The following is a 23,556-nucleotide window of genomic DNA, read 5'->3' as shown; positions in this document are numbered from 1 at the left end:
ATTCGTCTAAACTAAAGCTTAGCTCCATCTAATTTAAAATTTAAAAGCTGATTATCAAACTACTTTTGTCATGTAATTAAAAATCAAAACTTTAAAAATTATGAAAATTTTAGCCATAGACGACCAACAGTTAGTATTGCTACCATTACAAAAACGATTAGAAGAATTAGGATACATCGTGCAAATAGAAACAAACGCCGAAGCAGCTATAGAATTATACAATGCGTTTCAACCAGATTTGGTAATTGTAGACATTAATATGCCCGGGGTTTCTGGGTTAGATATTGTTAAATATATAAGAACTTCAAATCAAGCCTCTACCCCTATCATGGTGTTATCAGGCAATACAAATGACGCCATTATTACCGAAGGCTTCGAATTAGGCATTAACGATTACATGAAAAAACCATTGAGTTTAAACGAAATTTGTGCCCGTGTAAAACGTTTAATCGGAGCACCTGAAGTTACTTCAATAATGAACAAATCAAATAACGTTATCATTCAACAACGTTGTGTTGGGGTGGTTATTCCTTGTTACAACGAAGAAGAACGTTTATTAAGCAAAGAATTTTTAGATTTTATTGAGAAAAATTCTGGTTACCACCTGTGTTTTGTTAACGACGGAAGCAAAGATAAAACCTTAGAAGTTCTTCATAATTTACAACAAGGTAGAGAAGATTTTATTAGCGTTTACGATTGTGAAAAAAACGGTGGAAAGGCAGAAGCTGTAAGACTAGGCATGTTGCACATGGCTAAAAAAGAAGATTTAGATTATATTGGTTTTTTAGATGCTGATTTATCGACAGATTTGTCTGATTTTGACGACCTAGTATCTACGATTGAAACTTCTAATTTTAAAATAGTAAGTGGTTCGAGAATAAGCAGAATGGGTGCCAACATCACTAAAGAATCGGCTAGAAAAATTATAAGTTTAACCATCAATTTCATCATCCGAAAAATTTTAAAAATGGACTTTAAAGACACGCAATGTGGTGCGAAAATTTTTCATAAAGATGTTATTGACATCGCTTTCAGTAAAAAATTTGTAACACAATGGATCTTTGATGTTGAAATATTTAAAAGAATGACACAACATTTTGGTTTACAACAAGCAAAAGCGATGCTTTGTGAACAACCATTAAAAAGATGGATACATGCCGATGGGTCTAAACTATCGATGAAAGATTCAGCAAAAATCATATTTCAGTTAGCCGAAATAGCTTGGGTATACCGTGGTCAATCTAACAAAAATGAAATGGAACTCAACGCAACGAACTTAGTTTTAAATTCATAAAAATGGTTGGAATTATACTAATTTTTCATAATAATGAAAACAATTTAAACTTCGATTTAATTACACAAACCTTAAATGCAGCTTCAGAGTTGCATTTTTGTTTAGTAAATAACGGCAGTTTAGATAATACATTAGCGCTTTTAAACGACGTAAAACAGCAAAGTAAAAATCATATCAGTATACTTGATATCAAAAAATATAAAAGCGAAAATTTTGCATTAAAATCTGCAGTGCGCTATTTAAATAGTGTTGAAAAAATAGTGCATTATGGCTATTTAGCTATTGAAAACGACTCTTGTTTTAAGGCCGTAAACACATTAATACACGCTAATAACACATTACCAATTAAGCTAAAATTACCTGGTTTGCTAAACCCAAAAGAAAGCCGACTCTTAATTAAAAATGTATTTCTATTAAGAGATTATCTCAATTTAATACTAAACAACGAATTGCAGATAAACCTGCATTCCTTATAACATCATTCTTTGATTCGATGTATTGAAGTCTTTTGAATCAATTTTAAAATCACATTGTTTGAACGTTCATAAATAGGAAAAATTCTTTATTTGTTTTATAAGTTTAATATTCCTGTTTTTTATGTTTAATTTAGTTAACGCAAAAGTGAATTTTCGGCATTATGGAAATGTAGAACTAATAATTCATATGCGTTTTTTAATAAATATATTGGTATTACTATGAAGCTTCGATATTTTATTTTTTTACTAATTTTCTTTATCTACAATATAATATCTGCTCAATTCACACCATTTTTTAAAAATTTTTCATTGTCTGAATACAATGCCGGAAATCAAAATTGGGGTATTTCCAGAGCAGAAAACGGCATGCTATATGTTGCTAACAATAATGGCTTACTAGAATATAACGGCATTACATGGAATTTTACAGAACTACCCAATAAAACAACCATTCGCTCAGTTCTAGCGCATAAAGATTTAGTGTACACCGGATCTTATGAAGAATTTGGCTATTGGAAAAAAGATAGCAAAGGCGTATTAGTTTATCACTCATTAAGCGATAAAATAAAAAATCAAATTTCCCCAAATGAAGAAATTTGGCAAATAGCACCTTTTAACGGAGGCATCGTATTCAGGTCCTTTTTAAACATTTACATTCATAAATTTAATGGCGAAATAAAAAAAATAAAACCAAAATCTGTTGTTATTTCATGTAATGTAATAGACGGCAAGCTTTATGTATCTACACTTCATGATGGTATTTTTGAATTAAAGAATAACGACTTAGTATTAAAAATTCATGATAAGGCTATTGAAAATATTAAAGTGCTGTTTATTACTAAATACAACGGAAAATTACTTTTAGTAACATCGTTAAAAGGTTGTTTTATTTACGAAAACAACACAGTGAAACCTATAGATTTTGAAATTAACGATTTAATAAAACAACATTTATTAAATGGCTTTTCTGTGCTAAAAAATGGCACGATGGCTTTCGGAACCATAAAAGACGGCATCTATTTTACAAATCGCGATGGAAAAATTATTTCGCATGTTAATAAAGAAAATGGCTTAATAAACAATACCGTATTAAGTCAGCATTTAGACAACGACAATAAACTTTGGCTAGGATTAGATAACGGGATTGCGAGTATTGATTTAAACAACGACAACCGCTTTTTCAATGATGTATCGGGCCGATTAGGAGCAGTTTACGACGTTATTAAATACAACAATGTCATTTACCTAGGCAGCAACACCGGGCTTTTTTACTTTGACAAAAACAATAATTTACAATTTATAAAAGGCTCCCAAGGTCAAGTATGGAATTTAAAAGAAATTGATGGCGAATTATTTTGCGGCCATAATGAAGGTACTTTTTTGGTAAAGGACTTCACCATTAAACAGATATCGTCTGCTACGGGTGGTTGGGTAATTAAAAAAGTTCCAGAACAAAGCAACACCTATATTCAAGGAACGTATGCCGGTTTGGTGAAATTTAAAAAAGAAAACAACCAATGGATTGCTAAACATTTAGGCAAAACCACCATGCCTATTAAACATTTGGTTTTCGAAGATCAATATACTGTTTGGGCGGCACACGCTTATAAAGGTTTGTATAAAATCAAGTTTGATAAAAATTATGATTCCATTACCAGTATTGAAAATTATAACAAAAAAGGTGTGTTTTCCGATTTTAATATCAGACTGTATAAGATAAAAAGCGACATATGTTTTAAAACTAATGATGGCTGGTTAAAATACCAACCCATACTCGACAGTATTGTGCCGTACGATTTGCTAAACGAGAACTTTGGAAAAAATGCGTATATAATTTCTGAAGACGATGTACCGCAGTTAGTGTTAAAAAACAATAACGACGCTATTTTTTTCAAATCATTAAACCAGAATCAAAAAGAACTATCTATTGCGAATAATTATTTTGAAAACCGGTTAATAGTTGGTAACGAAAATGTATCAAAAATTAACGACTCCACCTTTGCTTTAAATTTAGACAATGGGTTCATGCTTGTAAATAATACTTCACAGTCCAATTTGGCATTGTATAAACCACTTATCGATAAAATTGAAATCGACAAAGAATTAATAGAACAGAATACCAATAAAAAGATTTCTATAAAATTAAATAGCAGTTTTGCCGTCACCATATCATCACCTAAATCTGACAATCATTTTTTCGAATACGCCATACTAGAATTAAATCAATCCAAATGGCAAAAATTAGATAAAAACAAATTAGAACTTTCAAGTTTAAAAGACGGAACCTATACCATCTTGTTTAGAACCAACAACTATTTAGGAGAACCGTCAGACGCAACTAAAATCTATTTAAAAGTCCTTCCACCTTGGTATAAAGACACCATTGGTTTAATTCTTTATTTTTTACTGGTGCTTAGCAGCCTAGGTGTTTTCTATTATTTCAACAAACAAAAAATAAAAAGAGAACAACGTTTGCTAAAAATTAAATACGCCAAAGAGCAACAAGAAATTGTAAGAGAGAAAAATTTAGAAAATGAAAAGCGCATTGTTCAACTTAAAAACGAATCGCTAAGAAATGAAATTAAATTGAAGAGCAAACAATTAGCCAATACGGCAATGGCATTGGTTAAAAAGAACGAAACCCTTCAAGACATTAAAAGGGAATTGGCTGTAAATAAAGAAAGTTTTGATAATCAGTATGCCTTTAAAAAGATTTTAAAAAAGGTTGATAATTCTATTTCGCATAAAGATGAATGGAAAGTATTCGAACAAAATTTCAACCAAGTGCATGAAGATTTTTTCAAGAGCCTAAAATCAAAACATGCCAATTTAACTCCTAAAGATTTAAAGATTTGTGCTTACATCAAAATGAATTTATCTAACAAAGAAATCGCTCCCCTTTTGAACGTTTCTGTAAGAGGCTTAGAAACACACAGATACAGATTAAAAAAGAAATTGGAATTAGATAATGATATTTCAGTGTCCGATTATTTGCTGAATCTGTAAAATTCGATTCAAAAAATACGTTTTTCACAATTATTTTTACGTCATTACTACGTCATATAGCGTTTTCGTTTAGCTTTTTACTCACTTTTTTATTAAATTAACCTACGTCAATTAAAGCTATTTAGAGGATTTAATGACTAGTGGCGTATTTAAAGTGTAAATGCATTTCGCGAAAAAATTAAAATAGGTTTTATCTTGTGCTTACCAAAAATTAAACTAAACTATATGAAAGCAAAAATTATTCTATTATTATTTTTTCTATTTTCAATTAGTGGCTTTACTCAAAATATAAGCATTTCGGGTGTAGTTTCTAGTTCAGAAGATAATATGCCAGTACCTGGTGTAAATGTTATTGTTAAAGGTACCAATAGAGGTGTTAGCACCGATTTTGATGGTAAATATAACATTCAGGTAAATGCTGGTGAAGTATTAGAGTTTAGCTCTATCGGATATACAACGGTAAATGTAACCGTAGGCAATCAAAGAACCATTAACGTATCCTTAAGCACCGACATTGAATCGCTAGACGAAATTGTACTGGTTGGTTATGGTACACAAAGAAAGGCAGATTTAACCGGTTCTATCGTTACCATTAAATCGCAAGACATCGAAAAAACACCTAATGCCAACGTCATGCAATCTTTACAAGGTAAGGTGCCTGGTGTACAAGTTGTAAGTACTGGTTCTCCTGGAGATTCTCCAACAGTACGCTTAAGAGGTATCGGCTCTTATAATAACGATAACACAAAACCATTATATGTAGTAGATGGGATGTTTTATACCAATATCGATTTTCTTAATTCAAAAGACATCGAAAGTGTAACCGTTTTAAAAGACGCCTCTTCATCAGCTATTTTTGGTGTACGAGCTGCCAATGGCGTTATTATCATTAAAACAAAAACCGGTAGCTTCGAAAGAAAACCTCAGTTTGAATACGATGGCTATACTGGTATACAATATGCACAAAATGTCATGAAATTAGCCAATGCAGAACAATTTGTAACCATGGCATACGAATCTGGCTCTCAACCCGATATCGATTTTGTATTAAATGCGATGCAACGCTACGGTCGTAGTAGAGTCAATCCTAATGTACCAAATGCCAATACCGATTGGTTTAAAGAAATATTAAGACCTGGCATCATCCAAAGTCATAGTATTGGTGCCACTGGTGGCGCAGAAAATGTATCCTATTCGGTAGGTGCTAACTACTTTGCTCAAGAAGGTATTTTAGATATGAAAAACGAATATGAACGATTCAACATTCGTTCTAAAGTGGATGTAAAATTATCCGACCGTTTTAAAATAGGAATTAACAATGTATTTAGTAACGCAACAAAATACAATGCAGAAAATGGCGCATGGTTTCAAGCGTATTTCGCAGTACCTATTATGCCTGTATATGATGATTTAAATACAGAGGCCACACCAGTAAGATATTCTAATGCGCAATTTTTAGGATACAGGGGTACACAAAACCCATTTCCAACTATGAATTACAATAACAATCAATTAAAAATTAGGAAGGTCTTGTCCAGTATTTTTGTGGAAGTAGATTTAATTCCTGAAAAATTAAATTTCAAATCGACTTACAATCATGATTATTCTGCTTTAGATGAACGTTATGTAGATTTGCCTTATAATTTAGGGAATAATGTAGATAGAGTTTCAAGTATTATCAATACCTATAATACAGGCTCTAATCAAATATGGGATAATATTTTAACATATAATAATACATTTGGGGATCACAACCTTACACTTATGGCTGGTACATCATACAGAGATGAAGCCAACAATAATTTATCTGTAAAAGGTGAGAATATAACAGGAATAGATTTAGAATCTTCTTGGTATTTAAAGTATGCTGAAGATGCTTCTATCGTTCTTAATGGTACTGGTGTAGATGATAATAGAACAAAGAGACTTTATGGAGTATCTTATTTTACTAGAGCTACCTACAATTACAAAGACAAATATCTGTTGTATGCAACCATGAGAGCTGATGGATCTTCAAAATTCACAAAAGATCCTTGGGGCTATTTTCCATCTGTAGGTGCCGGTTGGGTGGTTTCCGAAGAAAAATTCATGAAAAATAATGGCGTTATTGATTACCTAAAACTAAGAACCAGTTGGGGTAAATTGGGTAACGACAATGTTGCTGCAAGTTCAGGCACTAACACCATTAGTAATATTTTTATAGATATTGATAATGTACAGACAACAGGTATTACTTCTACAAGTACCTATACAGACAATACTTGGGAAGTTATTGAAGAAAATAACTTTGGTATTAACCTTGGGTTTTTAAACAACAATTTAACTATTGATGCCGATTACTACATACGTGATACTAAAAACGCCATCATGCCGGTATCTGTTCCAATTATTAATGTAACGGTAGAAAGAAATTCAGGTGAAATCAGGAATCAAGGTTTTGAAGTCGCTATTAATTGGAATAAAACAATTTCTAACGATTTAAGTTATTCTTTCGGTACAAACTTCACAACACTTAAAAACAAAACAATTAGTCTAACCGATCCAAAAGGTTACATCGATGCGGGTTCAGCAGAATTCCGTCAACGTACCATTGTTGGCCAGCCTATAAAAGCATTTTATGGCTATCAAACTGTTGGGGTGTATCAAAACGCAGCTCAAGTAGCGGCAGATCCTATTGCAGTGGCTAATAACTTAGCACCTGGTGATTTAATATATAAAGATATTAGCGGTCCTGATGGTATTCCAGATGGCATTATTGATGATAACGATCGTGTAGTTTTAGGCTCTTATTTACCAAAATTCATGTATGGCGGTAATCTGGGAATTTCTTATAAAGATTTTGATTTTTCTGTTAGCTTCTACGGACAAACAGGCAACAAAATCTTAAATAGAAAACGTGGTGAAATTATTTTCACTAACGACACGAATATGGACGCAGATTTAGCCATTAACAGATGGCATGGCGAAGGCACAAGTAATTCTTACCCATCATCTGCTGGATTACGTAAAGGCTGGAATCAAAAACTTAGTAATTTCTGGGTAGAAGATGGCGACTTTTTTAGAATTCAAAATATTCAATTAGCCTATACCATAAAAGGAGAAAAACTGTTAGGCAAAAACATGCCTGAAACCAGATTGACATTAACTGCCGACAGACCATTTACATTCTTTAACTACAATGGTTTCAATCCTGAAGTTTCAGATGGTGTAGATAGACAAACCTATCCAGTTCCAGGAGTTTATACATTTGGTGTTAACATTAAAATATAAAAATATTGAATATGAAAAATATAAAAAATGCAATTAAAATAAGTGTTTACTCGCTTATTGCTATGTTTAGCTTATTGGCATGTAATGATAAGCTAGATTTAATAGAAGGACAGGTTGCCACTGGCGATCTCGATTATACCAAAACGGCAGATATGATTCAACCACTTATTGGTGCTTATAATTCATTTGCAACCAGAGGCTGGGAAGAATATTTATTGTTATCGGTTCGTGGAGACGATGTAAATGCAGGTGGTTTAGGAGATCAGCAAGATTTCGCTAATACCGATTTATTTACCTATAACAAAGATTATTGGATGTATAATTCACTATGGAATTTACATTATGCAGATATTGTTGGGGTTAATAACGCCGCCAATTTAATTGAGAACTACAAAGCTTATGCAAATGCTAGCAATGCTGCTAAAGCAGACCAATATATTGCCGAAACTAAGGTATTAAGAGCATGGTTACATTTTAATTTAGCTAGAGTCTGGGGAAGTATTTTTATAATAAATACTGCCATTCCAGATTCTGAAATTGATGCAGGCGTTGCCACTAAAGATGAAGTCATGCAATATATAGTGGATTTAATGGATGAAGTTATTCCGTTATTACCTGATGCCCGTCCAAATGAGCGCACCGATGTTAAGGGTGGTGTTACAAAATACACAGCGCTTGCTATGAAAGCATTAGCAAATCAAGAGCTTAAAAATTATCAAGGGGTTGCCGATGCAACAGGAGCCATTATTGCTTCAGGTAAGTTTTCATTGTATTCAGATTTTTATCAGTTATTTAAAAAACCTGGCGAATTAAGTAATGAAAGTTTACTCGAAATGCAGTTTTCAGATTTCAATTCTTCAACAGGAGATTTCTTCTATTACACGAGTGGTGTTTCATACCAACCATTCGCACCTCAAAACTGGACACCAGCTAGAGCGAATGCAGGTAGTGGTTGGGGCTTCTACGAGCCAAGTTTAAAGTATATTAAATTTATGCTTAGCCGAAACGAAACTGTACGTTTAGAAACAAGTGTGCTATTTACCAATCGTGGTATCACAGAAATTAAAACAGATGCTGCATATGCTACCTTGCCTAGTTGGATAACAAACACTACAAGAGATGGCGATAGAATAAACGATTATTCTCGCGCAATGTTTTCAAGTGGTAAACACTATTTACCATCCATTCAGTTAACCGATGGTCGTAATACTTATGGAGCTGGTAAAAACATGATTTGTATTCGTTATGCCGAAATATTATTAATGCACGCCGAAGCCTTAACGCGTGGTGCTACAAGTTCTGCGATGACTGCAGATCAAGCGGTTAATTTAGTAAGACAAAGAGCTGGTCTTAGCACACTTTCCGGAGTTACTTCTAAAATAGTGATGGACGAAAAATTTGCTGAAATGGCTATGGAATGGGGATCGCGTTATTACGACATGATTAGACTTGCCGAATATGGCGAATTAAGTTACGACGGAAGAACTTTTACTGCAGATAAGGCCTTATTACCTTATCCTCAAGCGCAAGTTGATGCTTTACCTTTAACAAATTAATAATTATTTTAAAATAGAAATATGAAAAAATTCTTAAAATATATAACCGCCTTTTTTATGATGCTGGCAATAGCATCATGTAACGATGGGATAGATGGTATTACCGAGGTGGATCCAGGAGCCGATGCTACGGCTCCGGTGGTTACAATAAAAGCACCTTTAAACGGAGCTAAATTTAAAGTTAACGACCCTGTAATTGCTGTAGATATCGAGTTTGAAGTTACAGACGATATTGAAGTTGGTACTATAACTGTTTTTATAGACGGCTCTCAAATAGCATCCTACAGCGGCGACTTTAAAGATTATCGTCGTGTATTACAAGCTTTAACAGCAGAAAATATTGCAACAGGCGTTCACGAATTAAAAATAACCGCCACAGATCTTGACGGTAAATCAACATCTGCAACCGTAACGTTTGAAAAAGAGCCGCCATACATTCCATTATTCAGTAATGAAATTTTTTACATGGCTTTTGATAATGATTATGTAGAATTAATTAGTGTAAAACCAACCACTAAAGTGGGTTCACCTTTATTTGCAGGCACGTCTGTAGTGGGCACAAATGCATACAAAGGCGCCACAGATTCTTACTTAACGTTTCCAACTGCTGGTTTAAATTTAGGTTCAGAATTATCGGCTTCTTTTTGGTATAAAGTTAACACCGACCCAGATAGAGCTGGTGTATTAGTAATTGGTCCTCCAGATACTGCAAATCCAACCGCTCAAAATAATAGAACAAGCGGATTTAGATTTTTTAGAGAAAATGCAGGTGGCAAACAGCGCTTTAAATTAAATGTAGGTAACGGAACTGCCGATACTTGGGTTGATGGCGGTGCTGCTGCCGATGTTGCTGCTGGTTCAGATTGGGTACATATGGCATTTACCATATCGGCCACTTCGGCTATCGTTTACATCAATGGAGTGCTTGTAAAAGAAAGCCCTATTACTGGTGTAAGTTGGACAGGTTGTGATGTGTTATCAATCATGTCTGGCGCACCTCGCTTTACAGGATGGAGCCATAAGTCTGACAATAGTTTTATGGACGATTTACGCTTATTCAACAAGGCTTTAACGCTATCTGAAATTCAAAACATAATTGCCGTAACAAACCCTTACGTTCCTGCTGCCAACGAAACTTTATACATGCCTTTTGATAATAATTATATCAATGTAGTGGGTAATACTACGGCCACTAAAGTTGGAACACCGGGTTATGCTGGTGAAGCTAAAAAAGGGACAAATGCCTATGCAGGAGCAACAGATTCTTATTTAACATTGCCAACAACAGGCTTAACCGGAGAATCTTTTAGTGCAACGATGTGGTACAAAGTAAATGCCACGCCAGATCGTGCAGGTATTTTGGTTGCCGGACCAGAAGATACGGCCAACCCAACTGCCCAAAACAATAGAAAAAACGGCTTCAGATTTTTTAGAGAAAATGCAGGTGGCAAACAACGCTTTAAACTAAATGTAGGCAATGGTACTGCCGATGTTTGGGTTGATGGTGGCACTGCTGCAGATGTAGACCCTACATTAAACGCATGGGTACATTTAGCATTTACAATTTCTCCAACCAAAGCCATAGTGTATATAAATGGATTGCCTGTTAAGGAAAGTGCTATTACTGGTATCGACTGGACAGGTTGCAACATATTATCTATTATGTCTGGTGCGCCTCGCTTTACGGGATGGAGTCATTTATCTGATCTAAGTTATCTTGATGAACTTCATTTATATAATAAAACATTAACTCAGGCAGAGATTCAAAGTATGATGTAAATTTTATGGCACTCATCGTGGTGCCACAAAATTCTCAAAAACACATAGTTAGTTTTTTGTTTTTTAATATTTAAGCTGCATTTTTAAAAAAATGCAGCTTAAATTAATATTCCATTTATGAAAATTTCATATCAACATATCGCATTGTTTATTGCCCTGTTTGGCTTCCTTTTTATCAGTTGTAAAACTGAAACTAAGCAAAATGGAAATGCACTTTCTAAAACAGATGAAAGCAAATGGACAGACGATGAACTTTTAAACCTTATTCAAAAACAAACCATCGATTACTTTTGGGATGGTGCCGAACCCAATTCTGGGTTAGCAAGAGAGCGTTTGCATATGGATGACATTTATCCAACATCACCCAAAAACACGGTGACTACTGGCGGAAGTGGTTTTGGGCTAATGGCTATTTTGGTTGGTATTGAAAGAGGTTTTATTGATAAAGATGAAGCCTTTGCTCGATTTGAAAAAATAGTTGATTTTCTTGATAATGCCGACCGATTTCATGGCGCATGGCCACATTGGTTAAATGGTGAAACAGGTAAAACCGTACCTTTTAGCAAAAAAGATAATGGTGGCGATTTAGTTGAAACGGCGTTTTTGGTTCAAGGCCTATTAACGGTTTCTGAATATTATAAAAATGGCGACGAGCAAGAACAGGCTCTTGTTGCCAAAATCAATAAATTATGGAAAGAAGTTGAATGGGATTGGTATACTAAAAACGGTGAAGATGTACTCTACTGGCACTGGTCGCCCGAATTTGGCTGGGACATGAATTTTCCTGTGGGCGGTTACAACGAATGCTTAATCATGTATGTATTAGCAGCAGCATCGCCTACACATCCAATAAAACCATCGGTGTATCATAAAGGTTGGGCTAGAAATGGCAAAATCGTTTCAACCGAAAAATATTATGACGAAGATTTGGTTTTAAACTATTATGAACATGATGAATCTTTGGTCGGCCCCTTATTTTGGGCACATTATTCCTACTTAGGTTTGAATCCTAATGGACTTTCAGACCAATATGCAGATTACTGGAAACTGGTTCAAAATCAAGCAAAAATTCATTATAAATATGCCATAGACAATCCTAAAAACTATAAAGGTTACGGCGATAGTTTATGGGGCTTAACTTCAAGCTACTCCATAAAAGGTTACAAAGGACACAGACCTGACAACGATTTAGGAGTCATATCGCCAACGGCGGCGCTATCATCGTTTCCTTATACGCCGAAAGAAAGTATGCAAATGCTAAAAAAAATGTATAAAGACCACGATTCTTTAATTGGAAAATATGGTCCTTATGACGCTTTTAGTTTACAAGACAATTGGTTTTTACCAAGATATTTAGCTATCGATCAAGGCCCAATCCCGGTTATGATTGAAAATTACAGATCTGGATTACTTTGGAATTTATTTATGCAAAATGAAGACATAAATAATGGATTAAGTAAATTGGGTTTTAATATTAATAACTCTAAGTAACAGGTATGATTCAGAAAATATTCATATTAACTTTATTTTTATTTGCGTTATCGTGCGCTAAAGATGACGGTCCAGGATATCAGGAACCCTATATTCCTGATAATAACACCCCTGTGGTTGAAAAATTAAGCGACATAGAAATGATGGATTTAACCCAAAAAGAAACCTTTAAATACTTTTGGGATTTTGCCGAAGCCAATTCTGGTGCAGCCAAAGAACGCTACCACCCAAAAAATCCAACCTTAAATCAAAATGTTGTAGCAACCGGAGGTACAGGCTTTGGTTTAATGGCTATTCTAGTTGGGGTAGAAAGAGGTTATGTTACAAGAGAGCAAGCCGTAACACGATTATCTAAAATTGTGCAGTTCTTTGAAACTGCCAACCGATTTCATGGGGCATGGCCACACTGGATAAATGGCAGTACAGGAAATGTTATACCCTTTAGCACCCAAGATAATGGAGGCGATTTAGTAGAAACAGCCTTTTTAGCACAAGGTTTAATTTGTGTGAAAGAATATTTTAAAAACGGTACTGATGTCGAAAAAGCATTAGCCGAGAAAGCCGATGCCTTATGGAAAGGCATAGAATGGAATTGGTATACTCAAAATCAAAACGCACTATATTGGCATTGGAGTCCTGATTACGGATTTAATATTAATTTAAAATTACGCGGCTATAATGAAACCTTAATAGCCTATGTTTTAGGAGCAGCATCTCCAAATTATTCCATACCGAAAACTGCATATACAGAAGGATGGGCTAATAACGGCGCTATTGTATCTACGAGTACGCAATATAGTCTTCCGCTAGTATTAAACCATGCCGGAGGTTCTAATTATGGCGGACCACTATTTTTTAGCCATTATTCCTTTTTAGGATTAAACCCAAAAAATTTGTCCGACCAATACGGCAACTATTGGACTTTGGCTGTTAATCACACAAAAATAAATCGCCAATATTGTGTTTCAAACCCAAAAAACTTTGTGGATTATGGTGCAGATTGCTGGGGTTTAACGGCAAGTTATTCCAGAAATTCTGATGGCACTATAGGCTATTCTGCTCATAGTCCTTCAAATGATCTAGGGGTTATATCCCCTACTGCAGCCATCAGTTCTATGCCATACACCCCTTCAGAATCTTTAACTGTGATGCATTTTCTTTATCAGAAAAAAGACAAACTTCTTGGTCCTGCCGGTTTTTATGATGCATTTAGCCCACATTATAATTACTGGGTAGCCGATGCTTATTTGGCAATCGACCAAGGCCCACAAATTATTATGATTGAAAATCACAGAACAGGATTACTTTGGAATTTATTCATGCAAAATACCGACGTAAAAAACGGTTTAAATAAACTCGGGTTTAACTATTAAGTTTTTATTTATGAGATTCAACTCCTTACTTATCTTTTTAATTCTCGGAATTTCTTCCCATTTGATAGCGCAAAATACCGAGACGTTTTCAAAAGAAATTTTTATAAACAAAAATGATACGCTTAAGTACCGATTGCTATTACCCAAAGGTTTTTCAGAAAGCAAACAATACCCTATTGTTTTGTTTCTTCATGGTGCAGGTGAAAGAGGTAGCGACAACACTAAACAACTTACAAATGGCGGCGCCTTATTTACAGAGCAAATGAACCGAGGCGCTTTTCCTGCCATCGTAATTTTTCCGCAGTGCCCACAAGAAGATTATTGGGCCAATGCCACGGTAGATAGAAGTACAAAACCTATTTCGTTAACCTTTACCCTTAATGAACCCCCAACAAAAGCCTTAAACTTAACCATGCTTTTAATGGACGAATTTTTAACCAAGCCTTATGTAAACAAGCAAAAAATATATATTGGCGGGCTATCCATGGGAGGCATGGGAACTTTTGAAATGCTTTACAGAAAACCCAATATGTTTGCAGCAGCATTTGCGATTTGCGGTGGCGGAAATCCAGAAGGTGCAAAAGCTTACGCAAACCAAACAGAACTTTGGGTGTTTCATGGCGCTAAAGACGATGTGGTCGATCCGCAACTATCCATCAACATGGTGTCTGCCTATTTAAAAGCTGGTGGCAAACCAAATTTCACCTTGTATGCAGACGACAATCACAACAGCTGGGATTCTGCTTTTGCCGAACCTCAACTGCTAACATGGCTATTTTCTAAATCAAAAAATTAAAACATGAAGAACCTAACCAAAATCAAAATCGTGCTTTTTTCGCTTATTGTCATCCTGTTACAATCGTGTAATTCTGGCAATGATAATTCGAAAAACACCGCATACACAAATCCCTTTGAAAAGCAAGTGGATTCTTTACTCAATTTAATGACGATTGAAGAAAAAATAGGGCAATTAAACTTGCCTTCTGCAGGCGATATAACTACAGGACAAGCAAAAAGCTCGAACATTGCCAAAAAAATTGAAGAAGGTAAAGTCGGCGGACTTTTTAATATAAAATCGGTCGCAAAAATTAAAGAAGTTCAAAAAATAGCGATTGAAAAAAGCCGATTAAAAATCCCATTGCTTTTTGGAATGGACGTGATTCATGGTTATGAAACTACCTTCCCTATTCCGCTTGGTTTATCCAGTTCTTGGGATATGGAACTCATTAAAAAAACGGCGCAAATGGCGGCACAAGAAGCCACCGCCGATGGTATTAACTGGACCTTTTCACCTATGGTAGATATTTCTAGAGATCCACGATGGGGTAGAGTTTCTGAAGGTTCGGGCGAAGACCCTTATTTAGGAAGCGAAATAGCAAAAGCCATGGTGCATGGATATCAAGGTGACGATTTAACTAAAAACAATACCATGTTGGCCTGCGTAAAACATTTTGCGCTTTACGGCGCTCCAGAAGCGGGACGAGATTACAATACGGTAGACATGAGTAAAATACGCATGTATAACGAATATTTACCACCATATAAGGCTGCTATTGATGCAGGTGTTGAATCCGTAATGGTGGCGTTTAACGAAATTGATGGGGTTCCTGCCACAGGAAATAAATGGTTATTAACAGATTTATTGAGAACAGATTGGGGTTTTAATGGCTTCGTGGTAACGGATTATACGGCCATTGAAGAAATGATGTACCATGGCGTTGGAAACTTTGAGGAAGTGTCTGCACAAGCACTAACAGCAGGTGTGGATATGGATATGGTTTCTGATGGGTTTTTGAATACTTTAAAAAAATCTTTAGACGAAGGCAGAATTTCTATCGATGCCATTGATGCTGCCGTTAAAAGAATTTTAACCGCAAAATTTAAATTAGGGTTATTTGACGACCCGTATAAATATTGTGATGAAACTAGACCAGCAAAAGAAATTTTCACCAAAGAAAACAAAGCTTTTGCCCGTAAAGTAGCTACAGAATCGATGGTATTATTAAAAAACGACAACCAACTTTTACCACTTAAAAAATCTGGAACTATCGCACTTATTGGTCCTTTAGCAAATACCGCAGTTAATATGGCTGGCACCTGGAGTGTTGCAACAAAACAAGATTTATCGAACCCGCTTTTAGAAGGCTTAAAAACTGTAATTGGCGACCTAGCAACTATTCACTATGCAAAGGGTAGTAATTTAGATTATGATTTAGAGTTAGAAAAACGCGCCACCATGTTTGGTAAAGAAATTCCGCGCGATGGTAGAACCGACAAACAATTATTAGACGAAGCATTGGCCATTGCATCAAAATCAGATGTTATTATTGCTGCTTTAGGGGAATCGGCAGAATTTAGTGGCGAATGCAGTAGCAGAACCAATATAGAGATTCCGCAAGTTCAAAAAGATTTACTCAATGCCTTACTTAAAACAGGAAAGCCTGTGGTTTTAGTGCTGTTCACCGGAAGACCTTTGGTGCTTGTTGAAGAAAACGAGAAAGTTCCAGCTGTATTAAACGTGTGGTTTCCTGGTAGTGAGGCCGGTTTAGCCATTTCCGATGTGTTATTTGGCGATGTAAATCCGTCAGGTAAATTAACCGCCACATTTCCAAGAAGCTTAGGGCAAGTGCCTATTTTTTACAATTATAAAAATACAGGCAGACCTTTAGGAAATAGCGAAGGTAAGTTCGAAAAATTCAAATCAAATTATATCGACGAGCGTAACGAACCTTTATATCCTTTTGGGTATGGTTTAAGCTACACAACCTTTAATTACAGCAATTTAAAATTAAGTTCTAATCAATTAAATAGTTCTGGCAATATCGAAATTTCGGTTGATGTTACCAATACAGGCAATTTTGATGGAAAAGAAGTTGTGCAATTATATGTTCGCGACTTGGTAGGTTCTGTTACAAGACCTGTAAAAGAACTTAAAGGCTTTCAAAAAATAGCCATTAAAAAAGGAGAAACTAAAACAGTAACATTTAAATTAACCGAAAACGATTTGAAATTTTATAATTCTAATTTAGATTTTACTGCCGAACTTGGAATGTTTCAGGTGTTTGTAGGCACCAATTCGAACGCAACGCTTTCTTCTCAATTTGAATTAATTAAATAAGAACACATTTTGAAAAATTTATTTATCATATTATTACTAAGTGTTTTCCAAAGCATTTATGCGCAAGAGGTGCAATCACCCTCTAAAGACATTACTTTAAAGGTTACCTTAAACGACACTGGCGAACCGCTATATTCCGTTTTTTATAAAGGAAAAGAAGTTATCAAACCCAGTAAATTGGGCATTCAATTAAAAAGTGGCATCAGTTTATCGCGCGATTTTAAAGTTATTGATTCCAAACAAAACAGTATTGATGAAAACTGGACGCCCGTTTTAGGCGAGCAAGCTTCCATTAGAAATCGTTATAACGAATTACATATTCAGCTAAAGCAAAACCAAACCAACAAACTTTTAAATATTTCGTTTAGAGTATTTAATGAAGGTGTAGCGTTTAGATACGAATTCCCGTTTGAAGATAAGGTGAATTACTTTATTATTTCAGATGAAAACACCGAGTTCAACCTCACCGGAAATCATAAATCCTTCTGGATTCCGGGAGATTTCGACAGTCAGGAATATGTGTATAATGAAACAAAACTATCAGAAATTGATAATTCAAAATTAGATTTAAACAATGGCATTGCCCTAAAAAGCATCGAAAGTAAATATAGAATTCAATCACCATTAATGATGAAATCTAGCGACGGACTCTACATTAATATTTTTGAAGCAGCGGTAAATAATTACCCGGTAATGCACTTAGATTTAAACCCAAAAACCTTTCAGCTTACATCTTGTTTAGTGCCCAATGCCATTGGCGATAAAGCCTACTTAAGAACGCCTTCGGTTACACCATGGCGTACCATTATGGTAAGTGATGATGCCCGCGATATTGTAGCTTCAAAAATGATTTTAAATTTAAATGAACCTAATAAAATTGACGACACATCTTGGATAAAACCCATGAAATACATGGGTATTTGGTGGGAAATGCATGTGGGCATCTCCACCTGGGATTATGCCGGAAGCCAGAATGCTCAAAATGTATCCACTCAAGATTTAATTCCCTCGGGAAAACACGGCGCTACTACCGAAAACACAAAACGCTATATCGATTTTGCAGCGAAACATGGTTTTGATGGGGTTTTGGTTGAAGGCTGGAATGTTGGTTGGGAAGATTGGTTTGGAAACTGGAAAGAAGATGTTTTCGATTTTATAACACCATACCCAGATTTTAATATCGAAGAAGTATATAAATACGCTAAATCTAAAGGCGTTAAAATGATAATGCACCACGAAACATCGGGGTCTGTCGCCAATTACGAACGGCATTTGGATAGAGCCATAAATTTGATGAAACACTACGAATACCCTGCCGTAAAGTCCGGTTATGTTGGTAGAATCATTCCAAGAGGCGAATTCCATGACGGACAAACCATGGTCAACCATTATAATTTTGTGGCGCAACGTATGGCCGATAATAAGTTGATGCTTAACTCCCACGAAAGCACTAGACCAACAGGGTATCATAGAACCTATCCAAATTACATTGCTGCCGAAGCGGCTCGTGGCAACGAATTTAATGCATGGAGCACGGGAAACCCGCCTGCACACGAAACCATTTTACCGTTTACACGATTATTGGGAGGACCAATGGATTATACACCGGGAATATTCGAAATTAAAATGAGTGCTTACGACCCTAATAAAACCGAACAAGTTCATACTACCTTAGCGAAACAACTGGCATTGTATGTAACCATGTATTCGCCTTTACAAATGGCTGCCGATTTACCCCAGAATTACGAAAAACATTTAGATGCTTTTCAATTTATAAAAGATGTTCCGGCAGATTGGCAAGCGTCCATTTATCTTGAAGCAGAACCAGGCGATTATATTACCGTTGCCAGAAAAGATAAGAATTCTGAAAACTGGTTTCTTGGTGCCATCACCGATGAAAACGCAAGAACTACCGAAATAAAATTCAATTTCCTTTCACCAAATAAAAAATATAAGGCAACCATCTATCAAGACGGAAAAGATGCCGATTGGAAAAACAATCCGAAAAGCTATTCTATAGTTTCAAAAACCATCTCAAACAAAACGAAGCTTAAACTTAATTTGGTAGCTGGCGGAGGAACAGCTATGAGTATTGTACCCATTGACTAAACACCTAATTATGAAGTTTAAAACCCAAAATATTGTTGTTTTACTATTAGTATTTGTACTTTCACATACAATTAATGGGCAACAAAAAACATATTGCAACCCCATTAATATCGATTATGGTTACACCCCATTCGAACGCTTTTCTACACAAGGAAAACATCGCGCCACCGCAGATCCGGTAATTGTAAATTTTAAAGATAAATTGTTTTTGTTTTCAACTAACCAAGAAGGTTATTGGTGGAGCGATAACATGCTCGATTGGAAATTTGTATATAGAAAATTTCTACTGGACGATAAATACACACACGATTTAAATGCGCCTGCTGTTTGGAAAATGAAAGACGCCCTATATGTGTATGGTTCTACTTGGGAATCTGATTTCCCAATATGGAAAAGCACCAATCCAACCCAAGACGAATGGGAAATTGCAGTAGACACGCTTAAAGTGGGTGCCTGGGATCCGGCATTTCATTATGACGAAGACACCAACGATTTGTATTTGTATTGGGGTTCTAGCAACGTTTGGCCTCTTTTAGGTACTAAAATAAATACCAAAACCATGCAATCTGAAGGTTATACCAAACCCATTTTAAAACTTTTTCCAGAAGATCATGGGTGGGAACGCTTTGGCGAATATAACGACAATGTCTTTCTTCAACCCTTTGTAGAAGGTGCTTGGGTAACAAAACATAACAACAAATATTACATGCAATATGGCGCACCTGGAACCGAATTTAGTGGTTATGCCGATGGCGTTTATGTTAGTCAAAAACCATTAGATGGGTACCATTATCAGGCACACAATCCGTTTTCATATAAACCGGGTGGTTTTGCTCGCGGTGCAGGACATGGCGCTACGTTTCAAGACAAACATCAAAATTACTGGCATGTTTCTACCATATTTATTTCAACAAAAAACAACTTTGAACGTCGTTTAGGTATCTGGCCTTCGGGTTTTGATAAAGATGATGTTATGTTTTGCAACACGGCGTATGGAGACTATCCAACCTACTTGCCCGATTATGCCGTCGATAAAGATTTTACTAAAGATATGTTTGCTGGCTGGATGTTATTAAACTATCAAAAACCTGTGCAAGCGTCTTCTACTTTGGGCGGATACAACCCAAACTTTGCTGTAGATGAAGATATAAAAACCTATTGGAGCGCGACTTCGGGCAACAAAGGAGAATGGTTTCAAACCGACTTAGGTGCCGTTTCAACCATCAATGCCATTCAAATTAACTATGCCGATCAGAATGTTGAATTCTTAGGAAAAACGCTAGGAAAATCCCATCAGTACATCATTTACGGCTCGAACGATGGAAAAAAATGGACAGTTGTTGTTGATAAAAGCAAAAACACCACCGATGTACCACACGATTACATCGAACTACAAACACCAGCCAAAGCGCGATTCTTAAAATTAGAAAATATTAAAATGCCTACTGGCAAATTCGCTTTAAGTGGCTTTAGAGTTTTTGGAAAAGGGCCAGGAGAAAAACCTAGTAAGGTTAAAAACTTTATAGCCTTGCGTTCTAGTCCTGAAAAATATGGCGAACGCCGAAGCATTTGGTTTAAATGGCAACAAAATCAATTAGCTGATGGTTATGTGATTTATTGGGGAAAATCGCCCGATAAAATGTATGGAAGCATGATGGTGTATGGTAAAAACGAGTATTATTTTACGGGTGCCGATAGAACCGATGCTTATTATTTTCAAATAGAAGCCTTTAATGCGAATGGCATGAGCGAACGCACCGAAATAATAAAATCTGAATAAATAAACTATGACCTTTAAAATCAATCATTTACTCGCTGCCTTACTTTACCTAGTGCTTGCTGGTTGTGTAACGTTTATTGGGCATGCGCAAACTAAAGAAGAAGTAGCTGGTTTTACGCAAACATATAAAAATCAAAATTTTGAAGCTAAGGTAGATTCCATAATGAAACTCATGACGCTTCAAGAAAAAATTGGACAAACAGCCATGTACAGTGGTAGTTGGGACCAAACGGGACCAATTATAGGCAGCAATAATGGAAAATATATTCGAGAAGGTAATATGGGTGCTATGCTCAATGCCTTTACAGTGAAAGGGACGCGCGAATTACAACAAATAGCGGTTAATGAAACGCGTTTAGGCATTCCGTTACTTTTTGGTTATGATGTTATTCATGGACATCGTACCATTTTCCCAATAAATTTAGGCATGTCGACAAGTTGGGATTTAAAAATGATTGAAGAAAGTTCTAGAATTGCTGCTGAAGAAGCTTCGGCCGAAGGACTGCACTGGACCTTTGCTCCTATGGTTGATATTGCTCGCGATCCGCGATGGGGACGCGTTTCAGAAGGCGCTGGTGAAGATGTGTATTTAGCAAGCCAGATTGCAAAAGCCTATGTAAAAGGGTTTCAGGGCGACGATTTATCAAAACACAATACCATTTTAGCTTGTGCCAAACATTTTGTGGCCTATGGTGCGGCCCAAGCAGGACGCGATTATCATACTGTAAACATGGGTGAAGACGAATTACGCAATGTGTATTTGCCGCCCTTTAAAGCTACGGTTGACGCTGGTGTAGAAACATTTATGTCGGCTTTTAACGAATTAAATGGCATACCTACTTCAGGCAATAAATATACATTAAGAGATATTTTACAAGATGAATGGGGTTTTAGGGGTTTTGTCGTTTCAGATTACACGTCTATTAATGAAATGATTCAACATGGATTTGCAACAGACAGCTTAGATGCCGCCAGAATTGGGATGAATGCCGGGGTAGATATGGATATGATGGGAAGTGTTTACCGAAAATATTTAAAAACTTTAATTGCTGAAGGTAAAGTGGACAAAGCCCTTGTAGAAGATGCGTGCAGACGCATTTTACTGGCAAAATTCAAACTAGGTTTATTTGATGACCCTTACCGATATATTGACGAAAAACGTGAAGCAAACACGAAATACCAACCCGAATTTTTAGCAAAAGCAAGAGAAATTGCCGCTGCATCATTGGTATTATTACAGAATAAAAACAAGGCATTGCCACTATCTAAGAACACTAAAAAAATTGCTTTTATTGGTCCGTTAGTAAAAGACGAATACGATATTTTAGGAAATTGGGCAGCAAAAGGCGATCGCAACGGACAAGCTGTAAGCATATTTGAAGGTGTATCAGAGTATTTGAAACCCCATCAAATTTTATATGCCAAAGGTTGTGACATTTTAAAAGAGGATCGTTCAGGTTTTACAGAAGCGATTGCAGTTTCAAAAAAAGCCGACGTTATTGTTCTTGCTATGGGCGAAGGGCATCATATGAGTGGCGAAGCGGCATCGAGAACCAACTTAAAAATCCCAGGCATTCAGCCAGAACTTATCAAAAAAATACGTGAAGCTAATCCAGACAAAAAGATTGTTTTGGTATTAATGAATGGTCGCCCGCTTAATTTATCGGATGAAGTTAATTTGGTAGATTCCATTTTAGAAATATGGTTTCCAGGAACTATGGGTGGCGCTGGAGTTGCCGATGTATTGTTTAGTGCTTACAACCCATCGGGCAAATTAACCATGACGTTTCCTCGAAATGTAGGTCAGGTTCCAATTTACTATAACATGAAAAATACTGGAAGACCTATTCCGGAGCACAATCCTAAAGAAGATTATAAAAGCAATTATATAGATGTACCTAACTCGCCATTGTTTCCTTTTGGGCATGGATTAAGTTATACCACATTTCAATATTCTGATTTAGAATTGTCATCAAACACCTTAAGCTTTTCTAATGCTATAACCGCATCTGTAACCATCACCAATTCTGGTACAATGGATGGTCATGAAATTGTACAATTATATATTCACGATAAGGTTGGAAGCCTCACAAGACCTGTAAAAGAACTCAAAGGGTTTCAAAAGCTATTCTTGAAAAAAGGAGAAAGCAAAAAAGTAACATTTACAATTTCTAGCGACGATTTAAAATTTTACAATAACAACAACCAATATATTGCAGAACCTGGCGAATTTGAAATAGCCATTGCACCAAGTTCTGACTTTAAGTTTAAGCATGTTTTTCAACTAAATTAACCATAATCAAT

13 protein-coding genes are annotated in these 23,556 nt (G+C 35.8%); all 13 read left to right on the top strand.

The genetic code is table 11. The annotated features are described in order from the left end of the window. Positions 1-100: 100 nt before the first annotated feature. Entirely contained in the window at positions 101-1,294 is a 1,194-nt protein-coding gene (locus ACFQ0I_RS06015) for a response regulator (protein ID WP_379940367.1), read from the top strand. 2 nt (positions 1,295-1,296) lie between these two features. Beyond that, positions 1,297-1,770: a hypothetical protein gene (locus ACFQ0I_RS06010; protein WP_379940365.1), complete on the top strand. Its 474-nt coding sequence runs from the start codon at positions 1,297-1,299 to the stop codon at positions 1,768-1,770. 309 nt (positions 1,771-2,079) lie between these two features. Continuing rightward, on the top strand, positions 2,080-4,776 hold the full coding sequence (locus ACFQ0I_RS06005; protein ID WP_379940363.1) for a helix-turn-helix and ligand-binding sensor domain-containing protein: 2,697 nt from the start codon (positions 2,080-2,082) through the stop codon (positions 4,774-4,776). Between the two features lie 225 nt (positions 4,777-5,001). Next, on the top strand, positions 5,002-8,046 hold the full coding sequence (locus tag ACFQ0I_RS06000; RefSeq protein WP_379940361.1) for a SusC/RagA family TonB-linked outer membrane protein: 3,045 nt from the start codon (positions 5,002-5,004) through the stop codon (positions 8,044-8,046). Positions 8,047-8,057: 11 nt separating this feature from the next. Next, positions 8,058-9,602: a RagB/SusD family nutrient uptake outer membrane protein gene (locus ACFQ0I_RS05995; protein WP_379940359.1), complete on the top strand. Its 1,545-nt coding sequence runs from the start codon at positions 8,058-8,060 to the stop codon at positions 9,600-9,602. 21 nt (positions 9,603-9,623) lie between these two features. Further along, on the top strand, positions 9,624-11,381 hold the full coding sequence (locus ACFQ0I_RS05990; protein WP_379940358.1) for a LamG-like jellyroll fold domain-containing protein: 1,758 nt from the start codon (positions 9,624-9,626) through the stop codon (positions 11,379-11,381). A 117-nt stretch (positions 11,382-11,498) separates the two neighbouring features. After that, on the top strand, positions 11,499-12,872 hold the full coding sequence (locus tag ACFQ0I_RS05985) for a glucoamylase family protein (protein WP_379940356.1): 1,374 nt from the start codon (positions 11,499-11,501) through the stop codon (positions 12,870-12,872). 5 nt (positions 12,873-12,877) lie between these two features. Further along, a complete protein-coding gene (locus tag ACFQ0I_RS05980; protein ID WP_379940355.1) occupies positions 12,878-14,245 on the top strand; it encodes a glucoamylase family protein in 1,368 nt (455 codons plus the stop codon). Between the two features lie 10 nt (positions 14,246-14,255). Beyond that, positions 14,256-15,041 (top strand): carboxylesterase family protein, encoded by a 786-nt coding sequence (locus ACFQ0I_RS05975; protein ID WP_379940353.1) that lies wholly within the window; start codon positions 14,256-14,258, stop codon positions 15,039-15,041. 3 nt (positions 15,042-15,044) lie between these two features. After that, positions 15,045-17,363, top strand: coding sequence for a beta-glucosidase BglX (gene bglX, locus ACFQ0I_RS05970; RefSeq protein ID WP_379940351.1), 2,319 nt, complete (start codon positions 15,045-15,047; stop codon positions 17,361-17,363). 9 nt (positions 17,364-17,372) lie between these two features. Continuing rightward, positions 17,373-19,472 carry a glycoside hydrolase family 97 protein gene (locus tag ACFQ0I_RS05965; protein WP_379940349.1) on the top strand — a complete coding sequence of 700 codons (2,100 nt, stop codon included), beginning with the start codon at positions 17,373-17,375 and terminating at the stop codon, positions 19,470-19,472. 10 nt (positions 19,473-19,482) lie between these two features. Next, complete coding sequence (locus tag ACFQ0I_RS05960; protein ID WP_379940347.1) at positions 19,483-21,252, top strand: discoidin domain-containing protein; 1,770 nt, start codon at positions 19,483-19,485, stop codon at positions 21,250-21,252. A gap of 7 nt (positions 21,253-21,259) precedes the next feature. Continuing rightward, entirely contained in the window at positions 21,260-23,545 is a 2,286-nt protein-coding gene (locus ACFQ0I_RS05955) for a glycoside hydrolase family 3 N-terminal domain-containing protein (protein WP_379940345.1), read from the top strand. Positions 23,546-23,556 lie beyond the last annotated feature (11 nt).

This window comes from Mariniflexile aquimaris (genome assembly GCF_042676825.1).
Lineage (GTDB): Bacteria > Bacteroidota > Bacteroidia > Flavobacteriales > Flavobacteriaceae > Mariniflexile > Mariniflexile aquimaris.
This window is presented reverse-complemented; position numbering and strand designations above follow the sequence as displayed.

What these genes read in the sequence shown, in the direction of transcription:
- ACFQ0I_RS06015 (WP_379940367.1), top strand. Translation starts at nt 101, where the DNA reads ATGAAAATTTTAGCCATAGACGACCAACAGTTAGTATTGCTACCATTA.
- ACFQ0I_RS06010 (WP_379940365.1), top strand. Translation starts at nt 1,297, where the DNA reads ATGGTTGGAATTATACTAATTTTTCATAATAATGAAAACAATTTAAAC.
- ACFQ0I_RS06000 (WP_379940361.1), top strand. Translation starts at nt 5,002, where the DNA reads ATGAAAGCAAAAATTATTCTATTATTATTTTTTCTATTTTCAATTAGT.
- ACFQ0I_RS05995 (WP_379940359.1), top strand. Translation starts at nt 8,058, where the DNA reads ATGAAAAATATAAAAAATGCAATTAAAATAAGTGTTTACTCGCTTATT.
- ACFQ0I_RS05990 (WP_379940358.1), top strand. Translation starts at nt 9,624, where the DNA reads ATGAAAAAATTCTTAAAATATATAACCGCCTTTTTTATGATGCTGGCA.
- ACFQ0I_RS05985 (WP_379940356.1), top strand. Translation starts at nt 11,499, where the DNA reads ATGAAAATTTCATATCAACATATCGCATTGTTTATTGCCCTGTTTGGC.
- ACFQ0I_RS05980 (WP_379940355.1), top strand. Translation starts at nt 12,878, where the DNA reads ATGATTCAGAAAATATTCATATTAACTTTATTTTTATTTGCGTTATCG.
- ACFQ0I_RS05975 (WP_379940353.1), top strand. Translation starts at nt 14,256, where the DNA reads ATGAGATTCAACTCCTTACTTATCTTTTTAATTCTCGGAATTTCTTCC.
- bglX (WP_379940351.1), top strand. Translation starts at nt 15,045, where the DNA reads ATGAAGAACCTAACCAAAATCAAAATCGTGCTTTTTTCGCTTATTGTC.
- ACFQ0I_RS05960 (WP_379940347.1), top strand. Translation starts at nt 19,483, where the DNA reads ATGAAGTTTAAAACCCAAAATATTGTTGTTTTACTATTAGTATTTGTA.
- ACFQ0I_RS05955 (WP_379940345.1), top strand. Translation starts at nt 21,260, where the DNA reads ATGACCTTTAAAATCAATCATTTACTCGCTGCCTTACTTTACCTAGTG.